Below are 18,308 nucleotides of genomic sequence, written 5' to 3'. Positions count from 1 at the left end.
AGAGATGCATGATTTTATGCCGAAAGGTTGCCCGATGGACGTTGCAGACACGCTGTTGCTGTCGCGAATTCAATTTGCCGCGAATATCTCGTTTCATATCTTGTTTCCCACGATCACCATCGCCTTGGGGTGGGTGCTTTTGTATTTCCGCCTGCGGTTTTGGCGCACGGGCGAGGCGCGGTTTATGGCGGCCTATCTGTTTTGGGTGAAAATCTTTGCCCTGACCTTTGCCATGGGGGTGGTGTCTGGGATCACCATGTCCTTCCAATTCGGCACGAATTGGCCCGGGTTTATGGAAACTGTGGGCAATATTGCAGGGCCGCTATTGGCCTACGAGGTGTTAACCGCGTTTTTCCTTGAGGCGGCTTTTGTCGGCATCATGCTGTTTGGGGCCAGCCGTGTGCCTGCTTGGCTGCACATCTTGGCCACGGGCTTGGTCGCCTTCGGCACGACCTTGTCTGCGTTTTGGATTCTTGTGTTGAACAGTTGGATGCACACGCCAGCAGGGTTTGAGATGATTGATGGCGTGGCGCATGCCACTGATTGGGCGGCGATTATCTTCAACCCCTCAATGCCCTATCGCCTGTTGCATATGCTTTTGGCATCAGGGCTGACAGTAGCCTTCCTGATGGCGGGCTTGGCGGCCCTGCGCTGGCTGTGGGGGGATCGTGCGGCAGAACTGCGCGTGATGCTTCGCACGGGTCTTGTGATGGGTGCTGCGTTGATCCCACTGCAAATTCTGGCGGGCGATCTACATGGGCTTAACACGCTCGAACATCAGCCGCAAAAGGTTGCCGCAATGGAAGCGAATTGGGAGACGCAAGGGAATGTGCCCTTGGTTCTTTTCGCTTTGCCAGATGAGGCGGCTCGCGAAAATCGTTTTGAGATTGCTATCCCAAATGGCGCCTCATTGATCCTGACTCATAGTTTTGATGGGGTCGTTCCGGGGCTGAATGAGTTTATTGCCGAGGATGGCACGGCCCTACACCCGCCTGTCGCGCCTGTGTTCTTTTCGTTTCGCGTGATGGTGGCCACAGGCTTTGCCATGTTGTTCCTGTCATGGGGCGCGTTGGCCTATATGCGCCGCGGGCGTGTTGCGGGTGAAGCCCTCTCTCCCGAAGGGCTGCCAAAACTAATGCTTTATGCGCTCGTGCCAATGGCGTTGTCGGGATGGGTGGCTACCCTTGCGGGGTGGTATACGACCGAGATTGGGCGGCAGCCTTGGTTGGTGCAAGGCGTGGTCACAACCGCTGAGGCCGTGGCCGAGGTGCCCGCACCGATGGTGATGGGAACGCTGATCGTTTATCTGGCGATCTACGCAGCGCTTTTGGCCGCTTATGTGGGCGTATTGGTCTATCTTGCGCGTAAGGCCGCCATGGGGCAGGGCGGGGCGCGCCCTGCACGCCCGCAACAGGGCCTTGAAGCTGCATTGGTCGCAGGGGAATAGGGCGATGCTTGATCTCTTTGGTGATCCAAATATTTGGCTGCCGTGGGCCTTTGCCTCGTTGATGGGGTTTTCGATCTTGGTCTATGTGACCTTGGATGGGTTCGACCTTGGCGTGGGGTTGTTGTTCCCCTTCGCATCTGCCGAGGAAAAAGACCGCATGATTGCCTCCATCGGCCCGTTTTGGGACGCGAATGAAACATGGCTGGTTTTGGCTGTCGGGCTGCTTTTGGTGGCCTTTCCAGTGGCGCATGGGATCATTTTGACCGCGCTCTATCTGCCCGTTTTCGTAATGTTGGTGGGCCTCATCCTGCGCGGGGTTGCTTTTGAATTCCGCGCCAAGGCAAGCCTTCGGTTCAAATCCACTTGGAACCGCGTGTTTTTTGCAGGCTCGTTGATGACCTCTTTGGCGCAAGGATTCATGTTGGGCCTCTATATTCTTGGCCTTGAATATACAGGGGCGCATGTGTTTTTCGCGATATTGACAGCGGGCTGTTTAACAGTGGGCTATAGCTGCATTGGGGCCATGTGGTTGATTTACAAAACCGATAGCGGGCTACAGGCCAAGGCAATCACATGGGGCAAGCGCAGCCTCTGGGGTGTGATCCTTGGAATTGGATTGGTTTCTGCGGCAACACCATTGGTGTCGCTGCGCATCTTTGAGAAATGGTTCAGCTATCCTTCATTTCTCTATCTCGCGCCTTTGCCAATTCTCTCTGTCTTATTGGTGGCTGTTTTGTGGGTTATGCTAAGGCGCATGCCATTCAAGGGGGATCACGCGTCTTGGGCGCCTTTCGCAACAGCAAGCGCGCTTTTTGCGATGGCCTATATCGGGCTGGCCTATAGTTTTTACCCCTATGTCGTGCCCGAACGATTGACCATATACGAGGCGGCATCCGCCCCCGAAAGCCTGCTGATTATCCTGATCGGCGCCTTGTTCGTGGTGCCAATCATTATCGCCTATTCAATCCTTGCCTATGTGATCTTTCGCGGCAAGGCGACAGCCCTCAGTTACGACTAGGTTCAGAAAGAAACCGCAACATTGGGCAGGCGCAAATCTTTGATTAGGTCGCGCAGTTCTTGCTTTGCGGCGAGGTTTGAGATGTTTAGCTTGTCAACGCCAACCTCTTTCAAATCAAGAAGGGTCAGGCCTGATGGGAATAGCTCTCGAAAAATCACGCGCTCGGCAAAGCCCGAGCTGACGCGAAACCCGATCCGCTTGGCCAAGGCTTCCATCGCCGCGCCGACTTTGCGCTTATTGTGCATCTCTTGCGCGCCGAGGCGGTTGCGCAGCACGATCCAATCAAACGGCTTAAGCCCCGCCTGCGCGCGCAATTTGCGCGAATGCCACACCATTTCGGAATACACGCTTGGGCCTGTGATGTCGTAGGTTTCGGGATCAACCCGCGCCAAAAGATCAAAATCAACAAAGCTGTCATTCATGGGCGTCACCAAGGTATCTGCCATGGAATGGGCGACTTGGCTGAGCCGCGTATGCGATCCGGGGCAGTCGATAACGATGAAATCGACCTGGTTTTCCATGCCCGCAACCGCCGCGGACAGGCGTTTGTCGAAAATATTCTCACCTTCGGCCAAGGATGCAGGGTCAATTTCTGGCAGCGTCATCAAAATCGGACAAGGCAAAGAGATTGCACGTTTTTGCATCGTGGCTTGGCGGTTTTCGATATAGCGGTGGAAACTGCGCTGCCGCAAATCCAGATCTAGACCGCCAACCTTAAACCCCTCGCGCACCAGTGCTGTGGCCACATGCATGGTTGTGGTCGACTTGCCCGAACCGCCCTTTTCATTCCCGAATACGATAATATGCGCCAAAACGAACCTCACTTACCCCACTGCGCACCCGATATTGTGGGCGCATTCCGTTGATCCTCAATATACGGAAGGAATGCTGCGCTGTTAAGCAAGAAAGACATTTAACTTATGGCTAAAATGAAAAACACCGCCCCAAAGGGACGGTGTTTTGAAACAGTTAAGTGCGTTTGGATTAGAAACCCAGACCTTCGTATTTCTTTTTGAACTTGGAAACGCGGCCGCCTGTATCCATCAAGCGCGCGCCACCACCTGTCCATGCAGGGTGCACAGAAGGGTCAATATCCAGCGCAAGCGTATCGCCCTCGGAACCCCAAGTGGATTTCATCTGAACAACGGTGCCATCGGTCATTTTGACATCGATGACGTGGTAATCGGGATGGATGTCTTTTTTCATCGTCTAAGCCCTTCTTACGCTTCGGCGTTATCGCTGAGTTCGCGATAGTTTGTTTTCTCGGCGATACGGGCCGACTTACCACGGCGATCACGCAAGTAGTACAGCTTCGCGCGGCGAACACGGCCGCGGCGCACCACTTCGATTGAATCGATATTGGTCGAGTAGAGGGGAAATACGCGCTCTACGCCTTCACCAAATGAAATTTTGCGAACAGTGAACGAACCTGCGATCCCTTTGCCGTTTTTACGGCTGATGCAAACGCCTTCATACATCTGCACACGAGAGCGCGACCCTTCGGTCACTTTAAAGCCAACGCGAATGGTGTCGCCAGCTTTGAAATCGGGAATGGTCTTCCCAAGGGCGGCAATCTGTTCCGCCTCGATTTGTGCGATCAGATCCATTGGATCTTCTCCTCTAAATGCTCGCGGTTGCTCCGCGAAGGTGTGGTCGCATCTGAGAGCTCTGGTCTTCGACCGGATCCACCTGTTCCCATATGGGGGTGTCCGCCAGAGGTCACGCTGACTTTCCTAATGTGATCTTTGGCCAATCTGCCTTGCGCCGAAGTTCCGCTAAAGCGCGGGGACAAAGCCCCAAGAAAAACCAAAGAGGCCCGATCAGCCGATTCCGACTGCGGACGGATGGCGTATAGGCTGCAAATCCCAAAGGATCAAGCCTTATCGCGCCCGGTCTTGCCCTGTTTAGAGAGATATTCCGCCCAAAGATCAGGGCGGCGCGATTGCGTCAAAGCCTCGGCTTGGGCATGGCGCCACTCGGCAACGCGGGCGTGATTGCCAGATGTCAAAACCTCGGGGATCACCATCCCACGCCATTCAGCGGGGCGGGTATAGTGCGGATGCTCCAACAGGCCATTGGAAAAACTTTCTTCTTGGGTCGAGTCAAAATTTCCCAAGACACCCGGAATAAGGCGAATGGTGGCATCTAGCACCGCTTGGGCGGCAATCTCGCCGCCCGTCAGAACAAAATCACCTAGTGAAATTTCTTCCATCTCGTAATGGTCAATCACACGTTGATCCACCCCTTCGAACCGCCCGCACAACAGGGTCATGCCGTCACAGCCCGCAAAGCGCGCGGCATCGGCCTGTGTAAAAGGCCGCCCCCGAGGTGACAGATAGACACGTGGCCATCTTGCAGGGTCAGGTGGTGTGTTATCAGCGGCCATGTCCATGGCGCGCCCCAAAATGTCGGGACGCAAGACAAGCCCTGCGCCGCCCCCTGCGGGCGTATCATCAACATTGCGGTGCTTGCCCTCGCCGAAGATGCGCAGGTCGATGGTGTCTAATGCCCAAAGACCGCTTTGCAATGCCTTCCCCGTCAGTGAGCCCCCCAAGACACCTGGAAACATGTCAGGGAAGAGTGTGATGACCTTCGCGCACCATGCGTCCTTCAGGCGCTGCGGCCCCATCAAATCGCGTGGGGTCGCATTGGCCGAAATCGACAGACGGCCATAGCTGCGGGGTGGTTTAGACGTCATCGTCAAACAAGCCTTCTGGCGGATCAATCACGATGCGCTTGGCGCTGAGGTCGACTGTGGGAACAACCGCCTGTGTAAAAGGCACAAGAACGCTGCCCTTGTGATTGGGCACGCTGCGCAGTTCGAGAATATCACCTGCGCCATGGTTCAAAACGGCCGCCACCTTGCCGCGCGCCGCGCCGCCTGTGTCGACCACGTTAAGACCGAGAAGGTCGCTGTGATAAAACTCGTCATCAGGAAGGACGGGCAGGGCGGTGCGCGGTGCAAACAGACGGGTGCCGCGAAGGCCATCTGCCGCTTCTTTTGTCATCACCCCAACAACCCGCGCGGCAAAGCCACCTTTGACGGCACGGGTGATTTTAAGATCAAAGCTGCGGTCGCCTTTTTCAGAAAACAGTGGCGTGTAAGTGCCGATATCTTCGGGATTGGCGCAAAAACTTTTGAGGCGCACTTCACCGCGCACGCCAAAGGAGCCTGCAATCGCACCGACACAAATCAGGTTTTGATTGCTCATTCCACGGGGCCCTCTCTTAGGCATAACCGATCTGCGCTGACCCAGTCGCCCGAAAGGGCGAGACAGGCCGCTTGCGCATTGCGCCGTTCTTCAACGCGCCCACCTATATAGGCGAAAAGGCAGAGGATCGAAATTAGGATCAGGCGGCGCATTTAAGATACTCAAAGCCACATCTACGCTTGGCCCAAAGGCCGCCTTGCCCCCAGTACACAACAAGCGGGGGCAAGGCAGGGGGCTGATTACTCAGCCTTTGCTTCTTCTGCGGCTTCCTCAGCGGCAGGCGCTTCTTCAGGTGCAGCTGCTTCTTCAACAACGGCCTCTTCTGCGGGCGCTTCTTCAGCGGCAGGTGCAGGTGCGGCTGCTGCTTCGGCTGCTTCTGCGGCCTTAGCGGCTTTTTCTTCTGCGCGCTCTTGTGCTTTTTTGCCTGGAACGGCTTTGTTCGGGTTGTTGCGGGTTTTCGCGGCCAACACGCCAGCTGCTTCCAAGAAACGGCTTACGCGGTCGGTGGGCTGTGCACCCTGCTCGAGCCAGTATTTCACGCGCTCCATGTTCATTTTCACGCGATCTTCGCTGTCTTTTGCCAAGAGCGGGTTGTATGTGCCGAGCTTCTCGATGAAGCGGCCATCGCGGGGCATGCGGCTGTCAGAGGCCACGATGCTGTAGAATGGGCGCTTTTTCGAGCCACCACGGGCCAAGCGGATTTTCATTGCCATGTTAGTCTTCTCCTTCGGATAGATGATCGGGGCGTCTTTGTTTATTGCCCGTTTTCAATGTGTTGTTCATGGTGACGGATGACCTCCTGAATGATGAATTTCAGAAAGGTCTTGGCGAATTCGGGGTCGAGATCGGCCTCCTCAGCCAAACGCTCAAGCCGCGCGATTTGTTTGGCTTCGCGGTCTGGGTCGGAAGGGGGCAAATCATGCTGTGCCTTCAACTTCCCTACGGCTTGGGTGTGCTTAAACCGCTCGCCAAGGGTATAGACAAGGATTGCGTCCAAGCGATCAATCGAGGCGCGATGTTCCTTGAGCAGCGCTGCGGCGCGGGCGGCTGTATCGGTCATGATGCGATCCCTTTATTTCTTTTTGCCAAAGCCCGTCAGGGGCGGCAGACCACCGCCGCCACCCAAGCCGCCAAGCCCCATCTTGCGGGCTGCGGCCTCCATCGCTTTGGGATCCATTGCTGAAGGATCCATGCCCGCCAAATCTTTGGGTGCGCCTTTGCCCATTAATGCGCCAAGGCCCTGCTTGAGCATCCCGCCTTTGCCCATTTTGCCGAGCTTCTTCATCGCATCGGCCATTTGGCGGTGCATTTTCAAAAGCTTGTTCAGGTCAGAGACATCTTGCCCTGCGCCTGCGGCAATGCGCTTTTTGCGGCTTGCCTGCAAAAGGTCAGGGTTGGCCCTTTCCCGCTTTGTCATAGATTGGATCAGCGCGATCTGGCGTTTGATTACCTTGTCATCAAGCCCTGCATCATCAAGCTGCTTTTGCATCTTGGCCATGCCCGGCATCATCGACATCATGCCCTGCATCCCGCCCATTTTCAGCATCTGCTCTAACTGGCCTTTAAGGTCGTTCATGTTGAACTGACCTTTTTGGAAGCGCTTCATCATGCGCTCGGCCTGTTCAGCCTCAAGGGTTTCTTGGGCTTTTTCAACAAGGGCCACGATATCGCCCATGCCCAAGATGCGGCCAGCGACACGCTGCGCTTCGAATGTTTCAAGCGCCTCGAGCTTTTCACCCAACCCCACAAAGCGGATCGGTTTGCCTGTGACGGCGCGCATCGACAGTGCCGCGCCGCCGCGACCATCGCCGTCCATACGGGTCAAAACGATGCCAGAGACGCCAATTTTATCGTCAAATTCCTGCGCAACATTCACCGCATCTTGGCCCGTGAGGCCATCCACGACCAAGAGTGTCTCGCGCGGGTTGGCAATGTCACGCACGGCTGCGGCCTGCGCGATCAGGTCTTGATCAATATGCAAGCGCCCTGCGGTGTCGAGGATATAGACATCATAGCCGCCAAGCCCCGCTTGGGTTTTGGCGCGCTTTGCAATCGTCTCAGGGTTTTCACCTTGGATGATGGGCAGGGTATCCACGCCAATTTGTTGGCCAAGGATGGCCAACTGCTCCATCGCGGCAGGGCGGTTTGTGTCAAGGGATGCCATCAACACGCGCTTGCCTTCGCGCTCCTTCAGGCGCTTGGCCAGTTTCGCGGTTGTTGTGGTTTTCCCTGAGCCTTGCAGACCCACCATCAGGATGGGTGCAGGCGGGTTGTCGATTTTCAGTGCGCCAATCTCGCCTTCGCCCTGAAGCGTGGCGATCAATTCGTCATGCACAATTTTGACGACCTGTTGACCCGGGGTCACCGATTTGGTCACCGCAGCGCCTGTGGCCTTTTTCTCGACCGCGCGAATAAATTCACGTGCCACGGGCAAAGAAACATCTGCCTCAAGCAAAGCCACCCGCACTTCGCGCAGGGCTGTTTTTACATCATCAGCAGACAAAGCGCCTTGCTTTGTCAGCCCCTCAAAGACCGAGGAGAGGCGTTCTGAAAGTGTTTCAAACATTGGCCAAGGCCCCTTTGTCACGTCATCTCTTTGGTGATCTGTGCATCAGGCCACCGCATTGCAATGCACCAAGGCCCCCGTGGGCGAAACTCGCTGACGGGGGGCGATCTTGGACATATCCTAAGACCAGAAAGCCAAAGCTTGCTGGAAGTTGCGCTGCTCTTACGCGCGCGAAGAGGGGAATGTCAAGCCTTCGCGCCTTAGTTCAAATGGCGCAAGAGCCGCGCATGACGATCAAAGGCCGTGATCAACTGTCCCAAATTTTGGATATCTGTCGCCTCAAGCATGGGCAACATCTTCACAAAGGCCCGCGCCGTTCCCAATGTGTCGCCAAGTGCGGTATGACGGGCATTGTCGGGTATGCGGATGCTGAGGCGGTCACAGAGCGCGTCCAATGTGTGTTCCGCAGACTGACCAAAAAGGATGGCCGAACACAGAACAGTGTCCAAGATCGGCTGATCAAAACGCGCACCAATGGCCCCTTCGCGCCGCTGTAGAAAAGCCATGTCAAAGGGGGCGTTATGGGCCACCAGAACCGCGCCATCGGCAAAGCGATGAAACCGCGATAAGGAATCAACGACCGATGGAGCGTCTGCCACCATCTCATTGGTGATGTGATGCACCGCTGTTGAGGCCGCAGGGATTTTGCGCGCAGGGTTGACCAATGTGTCAAAGCGTTCGCTCTCGACCAATTTGCCGTTTACAATTCGCATCGCGGCGATCTGACAGATTTCATCGACTTGCGGGTTCAGCCCGGTGGTTTCTGTATCGAACACCACGAAAGACAAGTTCTTCAGCGGGGCCTGTGACAGCTCAGCAGGCAGTGCGGTTTGCAACAGGTCAAAATCATATTGGATCACGCGCGGCGTTTGCAGCGTTTCGGGGGCGGCGGCTAGTGACAGGCTGATCCGTTGATCTGTGGCTTCGATCTTGGCGCCGTGGCTGCGCAAAACATCGGCCCCTGCAAAGCGTGAATGGCCCGTGATCAGGGGGCTGTCTAACCAATCATTGAGTCGTGCCGCGTCAGGGGCCTTTGCATCTCCCTGCAGGTCAAGAATGGCCTCTCCCTCTGACAGTCGGGCCGAAAGTCGAATGTCAGACGCCCCCGCGCCAATCCACGACAGCGTCAGGCGCTCTAACAAGCGGCTGATGGCAAAGCCATCGGCGCGCAGTCGCAGGTCAGGCAGCGCGTCATACTGCAGTTGGATATCCTTTTGCGCCAAGCGCGTGGCAAGCGCGATTCCAATATCGGATAGGTCAAGCTGCTCAAGGGGCCACCATGCTGTATCGGTTTTGGCTTTTTCTTTTTGCACATCGTGCAACGTCTTTTCCAACTGCGCACGCGGCGCCCCATGGGGCAGGTCTGGCAAAACGGCATCCACGGCCTCAATTAAATCGGCAAACAAAGCCTCGCGCATGCCATGCAGTGCCAAATCCTCGGATCGGTCTTGCAAGCACAAGAGATAGGCAGGATCGGCTGTTTCCTGACCTTCGAGCCAGAATAAGCGCATCCGTGCCTCGAACAGGCGGGCATCGTGGCGGGTTGTTACCAAAATATCCGTGCCCTTAGCGCTCTGTGCGCGCAACAGCCTGCCATAAGCCTCGCGCAAGGGGGCCATGCGCAAAAGCTGATCAAGGGGGCGGTTCAGACCCAACCCCTCATCATCATTGAAGAGGTCCCGCATCTTGCCATTGTAAAGTGCGATTTTATGGTCAGGCGTGCAGAACACGACCCCAGCGGGAATTTCAGCCAGTAAGGTTTCAAGCCGCTGCTTCTCAAGGCCGAGCCGTGCTGTTTCACGCCCCACGGCCAATGCCATTGCGTTGCGCGTTTCGGTCAAATGCGCGGCAACAGCCGCAGCAGCAGGGGCTAAATCACCCAAATATCGCGCATAGTTTGGATTGATTTCATCATCCACATCGGCATGGGCGCGGGCGCGCATATCCGCGGCCAATGCTTCAAGGGGGCGGGCGACATACTCATCGAACTTCGTCCAAACCCAAGCAGACAGGCCGATAATTGCAAATGCCCCAACCGCCCCTGCGGTGATAAAGGCCGATAGCGCGTGATCCTCGCCCAAACGAACATACCCGATCACCAGACCCGCGGTCAGCAGGGCCGCGCCCCCAAGGGCCAAGAGCGCAAAGAACAAAAAGATGCGCAAACGCAAACTAAGATGGGTGAACATGGGCGTGCGGGCCTCCTCCTCCCGCAGCGGTGACGCGGCCTAGCCGCCCAAAGTTGGGCAGACCACCGCAATCAACGGATCATCTGCGGAAACCGCTAACCAATCGGCATTCTCGGCGCGGCCATCAGCATCAAAACTGGTGGTTGGAAAAATCTCTGCGCGGGCGGGGGTCGTGCAATCCACCAAGATGGGTTTGATGATCGCGGGCTGCCACCGCTCATGCAGGCGCGTTTGCACAACCCATTGGCCCGAGCCTTCGACTGTTTCGACAGTCTCTGACGGGGTAACTGCGACAAAACCTTTGATCCATGGCTTCACATATGTCCACGGCTGCCAAACAGCGCGCTGTTCGCGCGTGGCGATCATTACAGTGTCTGTGGGCAGGGTGGCCATGACGCCGCGCGCCCATGAATATTCGAGGGATATTGTGGTCAGGATCATCGCCAGCCCTGCGCCTGCAGGCACGAACCATTTTGGTATCCGCTCTCCTATCAGGCGGCGCAGGCCATAGGCGATGCCTGCCCCTGCAAAGGCTGAGGACAGTGCCGCAATAAGGACGAGGAACATTTGCATTTCGTTGGTCTTTCTCTTTTCGTGACAACCAAAAACAGGTGCGGGGGTTATAGAAATCCGCTGCGCTGTCCGATTGCCGATTGCATTGTTTTAATCACAACGAAGGCATCGCGGAGATGACTTCGATCAAAATCCGATAAATAAGCAGGTGCCATGAAATTATCGGGCGCGTGGCCATTGCGGATTTGGCGCGCTTGATGCGCAAGCCGCGCTTCTGCGATCATGTCATAGGCATCCAACAAATCACGTCCGCCCGAGGCAGAAACCGCACCTCCGTCAATTGCGGCAACCAAGCGCGCGCGGGTGTTTACTTCGGTCAACTGTCCTTTCAGCGCATAGATGCGCCCCAAATCCACCACGGGCACAACGCCGTTATGCTTGAGATCAATGCGATCTTTATGCTCGCCCGACCGAACAGTGGCAAAGCCCCGAAAGAGACCAAGCGGGGGCGTATGCTTGAGCGAATTGGAAATCATATGAGCCACAAAAATCGAATTTCCCGAAGCCTCTGCAAGGGTCGAGGCGTGAAGATCGTCAAACAGGGCCATCGTGCCGCCAATGGGCCGCAGGTCAAACATCACCGATGCCAACATCTGCGCCTCGGTGTCAGGTTTGTTGATCCATTTCGAGAAATAGTTTCGCCAAACGCGTAAGGGTTGCCGCCAACGCGCGGCGGTCGCCATCATATCACCTGGGCAGTAGAAATAGCCTGCCTCATCTAAACCATCCGAGACGAACTTTGCCAAAGCGGCGAAATACGCGTCATCTTCTGGGCGCATGGCATCGTCTATGATCAGGCAATTGTCTTGGTCGGACACGCCCGTTTGTTCTTGCCGACCTTGGCTGCCGCAGGCCAGCCACAGATAGGGCACAGGCGGCGGCCCAAGATGGTCTTCGGCAAGTTTTAGCAACCGCCGGGTCGCGGCATCGCCGATATCGGTGATCAGGCGTGTGACCACCTGATGATCATTATTTGCCCCAACCAATTGCATCAAAAGGGCAGGGATGCCTTTTACATATTTGGCAATTTCTGCGCTATTCGCGGCATAGGCGATATCCATGATGATTGAGGCGGAACTGGTCGCCTGAAAGCGCATCATATCGGTCTGGCTTAATATGCCTTCGGGCTGTCCGCGATCCATGACGGGCATATGGGTAAACCCATGCTCGACCATCAAATGCAGCGCATCAGCCACAAGGGCGGAGGCGGGCAAGGTCTTGGGCGCGCGCGTCATCACTTCAGCCACGGCCGTGTCTGATGGCAGCCCCGCCGCCATCGCGCGATTGGTTAAGTCGCGTGTGGTGATGATCCCTTGCAGCGCCCCCGTTTCGGAGGTGACAAGCAAGCAAGAGACGCGGTGATCCCGCATCTTCTGCGCGGCTCTCAGCAAGCTGTCTTGCGCTGTGCAGGTCAGAGGATTGCGCGTCATTAAATCGCCCAAGGTTTGGGTCGACAAGGCGCTGCGCTTGGCGCGGGCTGGGCGGGTGCGGTCAAAGAAATCTAGAAAGGCGGGGTGCTCTTTCACCAATTTATGGAAAAGTGGCGCCGAGATCTCCAAAAGTTCGGTTGGTTTCACGGCGGTTGCGGTGACAGGCGCAATACCATCGCGCATCAAGCCGCGCTCCCCGAAGGAGTTTTTGGGGCCGAGGATCGAGACCAGTTCACCATTGGGTTCGGTGATATCAACCTGCCCTGACACGATGAGGTAAAGCGCCTCAAGCGGCGCGCCCGCGTGATAAATCACAGCGCCCGCTTTTGCCATGGAGCGGTTCACCTGCCCTGCCAGTTCCGCCAGATAATCATGCGGTAAGCTGTCATAGGGGTGCGTTTGTGACAGAAGTGTCAGGATTTCTTTTGGCATCTGGATCTGGGTCTGATTGGTCGGTCTGGCTCAGCCTAGACTATTTATGAAAAAGGCGCATCCCGATTGATCGGAATGCGCCCATTTTTCTTAAGGGGTAGCCCCTAAGTGATCAAAGGATCACTTGTTGATGGCTGCACCTGCGCCACGTGGGATACGTACGGATTCCACGAGGTCTTGGATCTCCTGCGGAGGCTCTGCTGTCACGCGGGATACTGCGAACGCAACGGCAAAGTTCAGCAATGCGCCCACTGGCCCGAAATGGGTTGGTGGGATGCCGAACAGGTAGTTCGCTGCAGTGTTATCCAGCATGTTGGTGCCTGGGATGAAGAACCAACCCAAGAATGTGAACAGGTAGAGACAGGTTGAAATCAGACCTGCAAGCATACCTGCTGTTGCACCTGCGGAGTTCATGCGCTTGGAGAAGATACCCATCATCAGTGTTGGGAACAGCGAAGCTGCTGCCAGACCGAATGCCAGAGCCACGGTTTGCGCCGCGAAGCCTGGAGGGTTTAGACCAAGATAGGTTGCCAAAGCAATCGCGCCTGCCATCGAGATACGGGCAGCCAGAAGCTCGCCTTTTTCGGAGATGTCAGGATTGATCACCGACTTGATCAAGTCGTGGCTGATGGCAGAGGAGATCGCCAACAGAAGACCCGCCGCTGTGGACAGAGCCGCTGCCAGACCACCTGCCGCGATCAGAGCGATAACCCAACCTGGCAACTGTGCGATTTCTGGGTTTGCCAGAACGAGGATGTCACGGTTGAAGGTCACAAGCTCGTTGCCTGCCCAACCACGCTCGGCTGCCATTTCAGCCATACCAGCACCATTTTCATTGTAGTACTGGATCAGGCCATCGCCGTTCTTGTCTTCAACAGCCAGAAGGCCAGTGACCGACCAAGTGTTGAACCAATCAGGCAGATCAGCTTGTGCAACAGGCTCACCTTCAACGCCATTTGGCCACATGGTGGTCATGATGTTCAAACGTGCCATGGCACCTACCGCAGGAGCGGTCAGGTAAAGCAGCGCGATGAACACCAGCGCCCAACCAGCAGACCAACGTGCGTCAGCCACTTTGGGAACGGTGAAGAAGCGAATGATAACGTGGGGCAGACCCGCGGTACCAATCATCAGCGACAAGGTGAACAACGCCATCAACCATGGGCTAGAGCCTGTGGTGTAAGCATTGAAGCCCAAATCTGTCAGCAAGCCGTCCAATGTGGTCAGCAGAGGCTGGCCAGAGGCGGTGTGCTCGGAGAAGAGGCCGAGGCTTGGGATTGGGTTACCTGTCAGTTGCAGCGAGATAAACACAGCAGGGATCGTATACGCTGTGATCAGAACGCAATACTGCGCCACCTGCGTATAGGTGATGCCCTTCATGCCGCCCAAAACCGCGTAAACGAAAACGGTTGCGGATGCGATGTAGAGACCTGTTGTGCTGTCCACTTCGAGGAAGCGGGAGAAGGCCACGCCAGCGCCAGTCATCTGACCGATAACATAGGTCACGGACATAACGATCAGCGAGATAACGGCCACAACGCGTGCAGTCTGGCTATAGAAACGGTCGCCTACGAATTCAGGAACCGTATACTTGCCGAACTTGCGCAAATAGGGCGCAAGAAGCATCGCCATAAGCACGTAACCACCCGTCCAGCCCATGAGGAAGGTCGAGTTGTTATAGCCTACGAATGCGATCAGACCTGCCATCGAGATGAAGGAGGCCGCCGACATCCAGTCCGCTGCAGTTGCCATGCCGTTGATGACAGGGTTAACACCACGCCCTGCGGCGTAGAATTCAGATGTGGAACCCGCGCGGGCCCAAATCGCGATACCGAAGTAGAGCGCAAACGACAGCCCCACAACGATAATATTGAGTGTTGTTTGATCCATAATCTGGCCCGTCCCTTACTCTTCGTCCACGCCATATTCTTTGTCTAATTTGTTCATACGCGCTGCGTAGAAGAAAATCAGAACAAGGAATACGAGGATTGAACCTTGCTGAGCAAACCAGAAGCCCAGATCTGTGCCACCCACCGCGATGCCGCTAAGCATCGGGCGGAAAAGAATAGCAAAGCCATAGGAACACAGCGCCCAGATCACCAAGCATAGGGTGACCAAGCGGATGTTCGCGGCCCAGTATTCAGAGTTATTTGCCTTTTCGGCCATTGATATCTCCCTTCGGTTTCTAACCAGTGAGGCACTGCCCCAACGGTGACATCTGACGCCGCCTCCTCCTAAGGCGTCGACAGAATTCTTTTGCCCAATTACGCCCCAGTAAGGTGGGACACGATCTTGCCAAGTGCCTTGGCAATATCGTCAATAGCCCCCATAGCCGCGACTTTGCTAAGCGTGCCGCGGGCATTGTAATACTCGATAAGGGGGGCCGTTTGGGCATGATATGCCGACAGGCGCGTGCGCACTGTTTCGGCATTATCATCAGGGCGGCGCTTAAACGCGCTGCCCTGACATTTGTCACAAACACCCGCTGTTGCAGGCTGCTTGAATTCGTCATGATATCCTTCGCCACAATCCGCGCAGGTATAGCGACCCGATACGCGGGCCACCATCGCTTCATCATCCACCTCAAGGCTGATGACAGCGTCAATCTGCTGGTTGCGTGCCGCCAAAAGGCCATCAAGCGCCTCGGCTTGCGCGGCGGTGCGGGGGAAACCATCCAGAATTGTGCCTGCGGCCACATCGGGCTGCTGAAGGCGTTCTTCGAGAACGGCGAGCACAATCTCATCCGAGACCAATTCGCCCTTTTCCATAACCGATTTCGCGGCCAAGCCTGCGGGTGTGCCTGCATTGACTGCGCCGCGCAGCAAGTCACCAGTGGACAGCTGCACAAGCCCGAATGCCTCTTCTAGCATGCGGGCTTGGGTGCCCTTCCCAGCGCCCGGAGGCCCGAGAAGGATTAAGTTAACTGGTCGTGTCATCGTATCTGCCGTCATTTACTGAATTCCACGCGTTACTTAACGATGCGATTGGCGATGAGGTCATCCACCACGCTTGGATCTGCCAAGGTCGATGTGTCGCCAAGGCTGCCGAAATCGTTTTCGGCGATCTTACGCAAAATGCGGCGCATGATTTTCCCCGACCGCGTTTTGGGCAGGCCAGGTGCAAATTGCAGCGCGTCTGGTTTTGCAATTGGGCCGATCTCTTTACGCACCCAATTGGTCAATTCTGCCCGCAATTCTTCGGAGGGCTCTTCGCCCGCCATCAACGTGACGTAGCAGTAGATCCCCTGACCTTTGAGATCATGGGGGAAGCCCACCACTGCGGCCTCTGATACTTTTTCATGTGCCACAAGCGCCGATTCAACCTCGGCTGTGCCCATGCGGTGGCCCGACACGTTGATCACATCATCCACGCGGCCCGTGATCCAGTAATAGCCATCTTCGTCACGGCGGCATCCGTCCCCTGTGAAGTAATAGCCTTTGTAGTCACTGAAATAAGCCTGCACAAAGCGATCAGGATCACCCCACAGGGTGCGCATCTGACCAGGCCAGCTGTCTTTGATACACAAAACGCCTTCTGCGGCGGTTTCGTGGATTTCTTGACCAGTGGTGGCATCCAACAGCACGGGCTGAACGCCGAAGAATGGATTTGTCGCTGAGCCTGGCTTAAGCTTGGTGGCACCTGGCAGAGGCGTAATCAAATGGCCGCCCGTTTCGGTCTGCCACCATGTGTCAACAATGGGGCAGTTCCCCTTGCCAACAACGTCATTATACCAATTCCATGCTTCTGGGTTAATCGGCTCGCCCACCGACCCCAAAAGTTTGAGGCTAGAGAGATCATATTTGGTCACGAATTCATTGCCCTGACCCATCAGCAAACGAATGGCTGTAGGGGCGGTGTAGAATTGGTTCACTTTGTGCTTTTCACAAACAGCCCAGAAACGGCCCGCGTCTGGATAGGTTGGCACACCTTCAAACATCAAGGTTGTCGCGCCATTCGCAAGCGGGCCGTAGATGATATAGCTGTGGCCTGTTACCCAACCCACATCGGCGGTGCACCAGAACACATCGCCATCATGATAGTCGAATGTGTATTGATGCGTCATCGCAGCATAAGTCAGATAGCCACCTGACGTATGAACAACGCCCTTGGGCTTGCCAGTTGAGCCCGAGGTGTAAAGAATGAACAGCGGATCTTCAGCGTTCATTTCTTCCGCAGGGCAGGCGGTGGATTGGCCCGCAGAGGCCTCATGATACCAGATATCGCGACCATCGGTCCAAGTTACATCTTGACCTGTGCGCTTCACGACCAAGCATTTCACGTGGTCATCACAATGCAAAAGCGCCTTATCCACGTTAGATTTCAGATCGGTCACACGACCGCCGCGGGGGGCGCCGTCCGAAGTGATGACAACCCGTGCTTCCGAGTCATTGATCCGATTTGCCAATGCGTCAGGCGAGAAGCCCGCGAAGACCACGGAGTGGATCGCGCCGATGCGCGCGCAGGCAAGCATGGCATAGGCGGCCTCGGGGATCATCGGCAAATAGAGAACAACACGATCACCGCGCTTAACACCCAATGATTTCAGGGTGTTGGCAAAACGGCCCACTTCATCGCCGAGCTGTGCGTAGGTGATATGCTGCGCGGCTTCGTTGGGATCGTCTGGTTCAAACAAAATCGCGGTCTGGTCGCCGCGCGTTGCCAAATGGCGATCAATGCAGTTTGCCGCTACGTTCAGCGTGCCGTCCTCATACCAACGGATATCTACATTGTCATAGGCAAAGGAGGTGTTTTTGACCTTGGTGTAGGGCTTGATCCAATCAAGGCGCTTGCCTTGCTCGCCCCAAAACGCCTCAGGATCGGAAATGGAGGCCTCATACATTGCTGTGTATTTATCCGCGTCAATATGCGCGCCAGCAAGAAGGTCAGGGAATTTCGAAGTCGTTGGCAATGTAGTTCTCCCTCAAAGGTGGCGGCGCGGATGTCGTTTGACAAAGGGTGCCGCGCCGCAGCTTGGGTGTCGCTCACCCCGATCCCTTCGTGGAAATATGGCGGTTCGTGCTTGTTCAATGTAAACAAACGACACAAACGCAGCTCATGTGATGACTAAAACAGATCCTCCCCGATCCCCAAATTTTGCGTCCTTGCCCCCTCCATTGGGCGGTTTCGCAAAGTCGACAGTGGCCCCATCCTTGGCCTGATTTCCCGATCAGGCACACCGCTATCAATCACGAACAGTTTACAACAAGTTTTTGGCTTCAGAAGGAATACATCCTGATTTCCGCGATTTCTGTGTAACAAATTTACACTGCGTTGCGGAATTTGTAAATTTATTAACAATATTGGAAAATTTCCTTGGAAAACATACCTAGTTTGGTGGCGAGCGTATTTAAACCATAGGTTGTATTTGTGCGTTTTTAGAGAGTTAGCGCTAAATTCTGCGCTGCGGCGCAACCCCAACATGTGGTGTTTTTCCTGATTAT

General features: G+C 55.6%; 16 protein-coding genes and 1 pseudogene. 2 read left to right on the top strand and 15 right to left on the bottom strand.

Annotated elements, in window-relative coordinates; translation table 11 throughout:
* Positions 1–34: 34 nt before the first annotated feature.
* Both RYZ18_RS07075 and RYZ18_RS07070 read left to right on the top strand, forming a co-directional pair.
* The gene (locus RYZ18_RS07075; RefSeq protein WP_317655739.1) at positions 35–1,447 is read left to right on the top strand and encodes a cytochrome ubiquinol oxidase subunit I; all 1,413 of its coding nucleotides are present in this window, start codon (positions 35–37) and stop codon (positions 1,445–1,447) included.
* A gap of 4 nt (positions 1,448–1,451) precedes the next feature.
* Positions 1,452–2,465 carry a cytochrome d ubiquinol oxidase subunit II gene (locus RYZ18_RS07070; protein WP_317655738.1) on the top strand — a complete coding sequence of 338 codons (1,014 nt, stop codon included), beginning with the start codon at positions 1,452–1,454 and terminating at the stop codon, positions 2,463–2,465.
* Positions 2,466–2,467: 2 nt separating this feature from the next.
* Here RYZ18_RS07070 and RYZ18_RS07065 read toward each other — a convergent pair whose 3' ends face one another.
* From RYZ18_RS07065 to acs, 15 genes and pseudogenes are all read right to left on the bottom strand, one after another.
* The gene (locus RYZ18_RS07065) at positions 2,468–3,277 is read right to left on the bottom strand and encodes a division plane positioning ATPase MipZ (RefSeq protein ID WP_317655737.1); all 810 of its coding nucleotides are present in this window, start codon (positions 3,275–3,277) and stop codon (positions 2,468–2,470) included.
* Between the two features lie 172 nt (positions 3,278–3,449).
* Complete coding sequence (rpmE, locus tag RYZ18_RS07060) at positions 3,450–3,671, bottom strand: 50S ribosomal protein L31 (protein WP_317655736.1); 222 nt, start codon at positions 3,669–3,671, stop codon at positions 3,450–3,452.
* Positions 3,672–3,685: 14 nt separating this feature from the next.
* Positions 3,686–4,072 carry a 50S ribosomal protein L19 gene (gene rplS / locus RYZ18_RS07055; protein ID WP_317655735.1) on the bottom strand — a complete coding sequence of 129 codons (387 nt, stop codon included), beginning with the start codon at positions 4,070–4,072 and terminating at the stop codon, positions 3,686–3,688.
* A 266-nt stretch (positions 4,073–4,338) separates the two neighbouring features.
* Positions 4,339–5,163 (bottom strand): tRNA (guanosine(37)-N1)-methyltransferase TrmD, encoded by an 825-nt coding sequence (gene trmD / locus RYZ18_RS07050; RefSeq protein ID WP_317655734.1) that lies wholly within the window; start codon positions 5,161–5,163, stop codon positions 4,339–4,341.
* The gene (gene rimM / locus RYZ18_RS07045; RefSeq protein ID WP_317655733.1) at positions 5,153–5,677 is read right to left on the bottom strand and encodes a ribosome maturation factor RimM; all 525 of its coding nucleotides are present in this window, start codon (positions 5,675–5,677) and stop codon (positions 5,153–5,155) included. Before rimM ends, trmD begins: the two co-directional genes overlap by 11 nt.
* A gap of 317 nt (positions 5,678–5,994) precedes the next feature.
* A pseudogene (rpsP, locus tag RYZ18_RS07040) lies at positions 5,995–6,390 on the bottom strand (30S ribosomal protein S16); the annotation flags it as partial.
* Between the two features lie 41 nt (positions 6,391–6,431).
* The gene (locus RYZ18_RS07035; RefSeq protein ID WP_317655731.1) at positions 6,432–6,737 is read right to left on the bottom strand and encodes a chorismate mutase; all 306 of its coding nucleotides are present in this window, start codon (positions 6,735–6,737) and stop codon (positions 6,432–6,434) included.
* Positions 6,738–6,749: 12 nt separating this feature from the next.
* Positions 6,750–8,243: a signal recognition particle protein gene (gene ffh / locus RYZ18_RS07030; RefSeq protein ID WP_317655730.1), complete on the bottom strand. Its 1,494-nt coding sequence runs from the start codon at positions 8,241–8,243 to the stop codon at positions 6,750–6,752.
* Between the two features lie 200 nt (positions 8,244–8,443).
* A complete protein-coding gene (locus tag RYZ18_RS07025; RefSeq protein WP_317655729.1) occupies positions 8,444–10,432 on the bottom strand; it encodes a 3'-5' exonuclease in 1,989 nt (662 codons plus the stop codon).
* 39 nt (positions 10,433–10,471) lie between these two features.
* Positions 10,472–11,005: a hypothetical protein gene (locus tag RYZ18_RS07020; RefSeq protein ID WP_317655728.1), complete on the bottom strand. Its 534-nt coding sequence runs from the start codon at positions 11,003–11,005 to the stop codon at positions 10,472–10,474.
* A 47-nt stretch (positions 11,006–11,052) separates the two neighbouring features.
* Positions 11,053–12,867: a DUF294 nucleotidyltransferase-like domain-containing protein gene (locus RYZ18_RS07015; protein WP_317655727.1), complete on the bottom strand. Its 1,815-nt coding sequence runs from the start codon at positions 12,865–12,867 to the stop codon at positions 11,053–11,055.
* 120 nt (positions 12,868–12,987) lie between these two features.
* Entirely contained in the window at positions 12,988–14,757 is a 1,770-nt protein-coding gene (locus RYZ18_RS07010) for a sodium:solute symporter family protein (RefSeq protein WP_317655726.1), read from the bottom strand.
* Positions 14,758–14,772: 15 nt separating this feature from the next.
* Entirely contained in the window at positions 14,773–15,033 is a 261-nt protein-coding gene (locus RYZ18_RS07005; RefSeq protein ID WP_317655725.1) for a DUF4212 domain-containing protein, read from the bottom strand.
* 98 nt (positions 15,034–15,131) lie between these two features.
* Entirely contained in the window at positions 15,132–15,818 is a 687-nt protein-coding gene (locus RYZ18_RS07000) for an adenylate kinase (protein ID WP_317655724.1), read from the bottom strand.
* Between the two features lie 17 nt (positions 15,819–15,835).
* On the bottom strand, positions 15,836–17,776 hold the full coding sequence (gene acs, locus RYZ18_RS06995; RefSeq protein WP_317655723.1) for an acetate--CoA ligase: 1,941 nt from the start codon (positions 17,774–17,776) through the stop codon (positions 15,836–15,838).
* Between the last annotated feature and the right edge of the window lie 532 nt (positions 17,777–18,308).

The sequence above is a fragment of the Roseovarius sp. 10 genome (assembly GCF_033100315.1).
In the GTDB taxonomy this organism is placed as follows: domain Bacteria; phylum Pseudomonadota; class Alphaproteobacteria; order Rhodobacterales; family Rhodobacteraceae; genus M30B80.
Note: the sequence above shows the minus strand (reverse complement) of the source record. Positions and strands in the feature narration are given on the sequence as shown.

What these genes read in the sequence shown, in the direction of transcription:
- RYZ18_RS07075 (WP_317655739.1), top strand. Translation starts at nt 35, where the DNA reads ATGGACGTTGCAGACACGCTGTTGCTGTCGCGAATTCAATTTGCCGCG.
- RYZ18_RS07070 (WP_317655738.1), top strand. Translation starts at nt 1,452, where the DNA reads ATGCTTGATCTCTTTGGTGATCCAAATATTTGGCTGCCGTGGGCCTTT.
- rpmE (WP_317655736.1), bottom strand. Translation starts at nt 3,671, where the DNA reads ATGAAAAAAGACATCCATCCCGATTACCACGTCATCGATGTCAAAATG.
- rplS (WP_317655735.1), bottom strand. Translation starts at nt 4,072, where the DNA reads ATGGATCTGATCGCACAAATCGAGGCGGAACAGATTGCCGCCCTTGGG.
- trmD (WP_317655734.1), bottom strand. Translation starts at nt 5,163, where the DNA reads ATGACGTCTAAACCACCCCGCAGCTATGGCCGTCTGTCGATTTCGGCC.
- rimM (WP_317655733.1), bottom strand. Translation starts at nt 5,677, where the DNA reads ATGAGCAATCAAAACCTGATTTGTGTCGGTGCGATTGCAGGCTCCTTT.
- RYZ18_RS07035 (WP_317655731.1), bottom strand. Translation starts at nt 6,737, where the DNA reads ATGACCGATACAGCCGCCCGCGCCGCAGCGCTGCTCAAGGAACATCGC.
- ffh (WP_317655730.1), bottom strand. Translation starts at nt 8,243, where the DNA reads ATGTTTGAAACACTTTCAGAACGCCTCTCCTCGGTCTTTGAGGGGCTG.
- RYZ18_RS07025 (WP_317655729.1), bottom strand. Translation starts at nt 10,432, where the DNA reads ATGTTCACCCATCTTAGTTTGCGTTTGCGCATCTTTTTGTTCTTTGCG.
- RYZ18_RS07020 (WP_317655728.1), bottom strand. Translation starts at nt 11,005, where the DNA reads ATGCAAATGTTCCTCGTCCTTATTGCGGCACTGTCCTCAGCCTTTGCA.
- RYZ18_RS07015 (WP_317655727.1), bottom strand. Translation starts at nt 12,867, where the DNA reads ATGCCAAAAGAAATCCTGACACTTCTGTCACAAACGCACCCCTATGAC.
- RYZ18_RS07010 (WP_317655726.1), bottom strand. Translation starts at nt 14,757, where the DNA reads ATGGATCAAACAACACTCAATATTATCGTTGTGGGGCTGTCGTTTGCG.
- RYZ18_RS07005 (WP_317655725.1), bottom strand. Translation starts at nt 15,033, where the DNA reads ATGGCCGAAAAGGCAAATAACTCTGAATACTGGGCCGCGAACATCCGC.
- RYZ18_RS07000 (WP_317655724.1), bottom strand. Translation starts at nt 15,818, where the DNA reads ATGACGGCAGATACGATGACACGACCAGTTAACTTAATCCTTCTCGGG.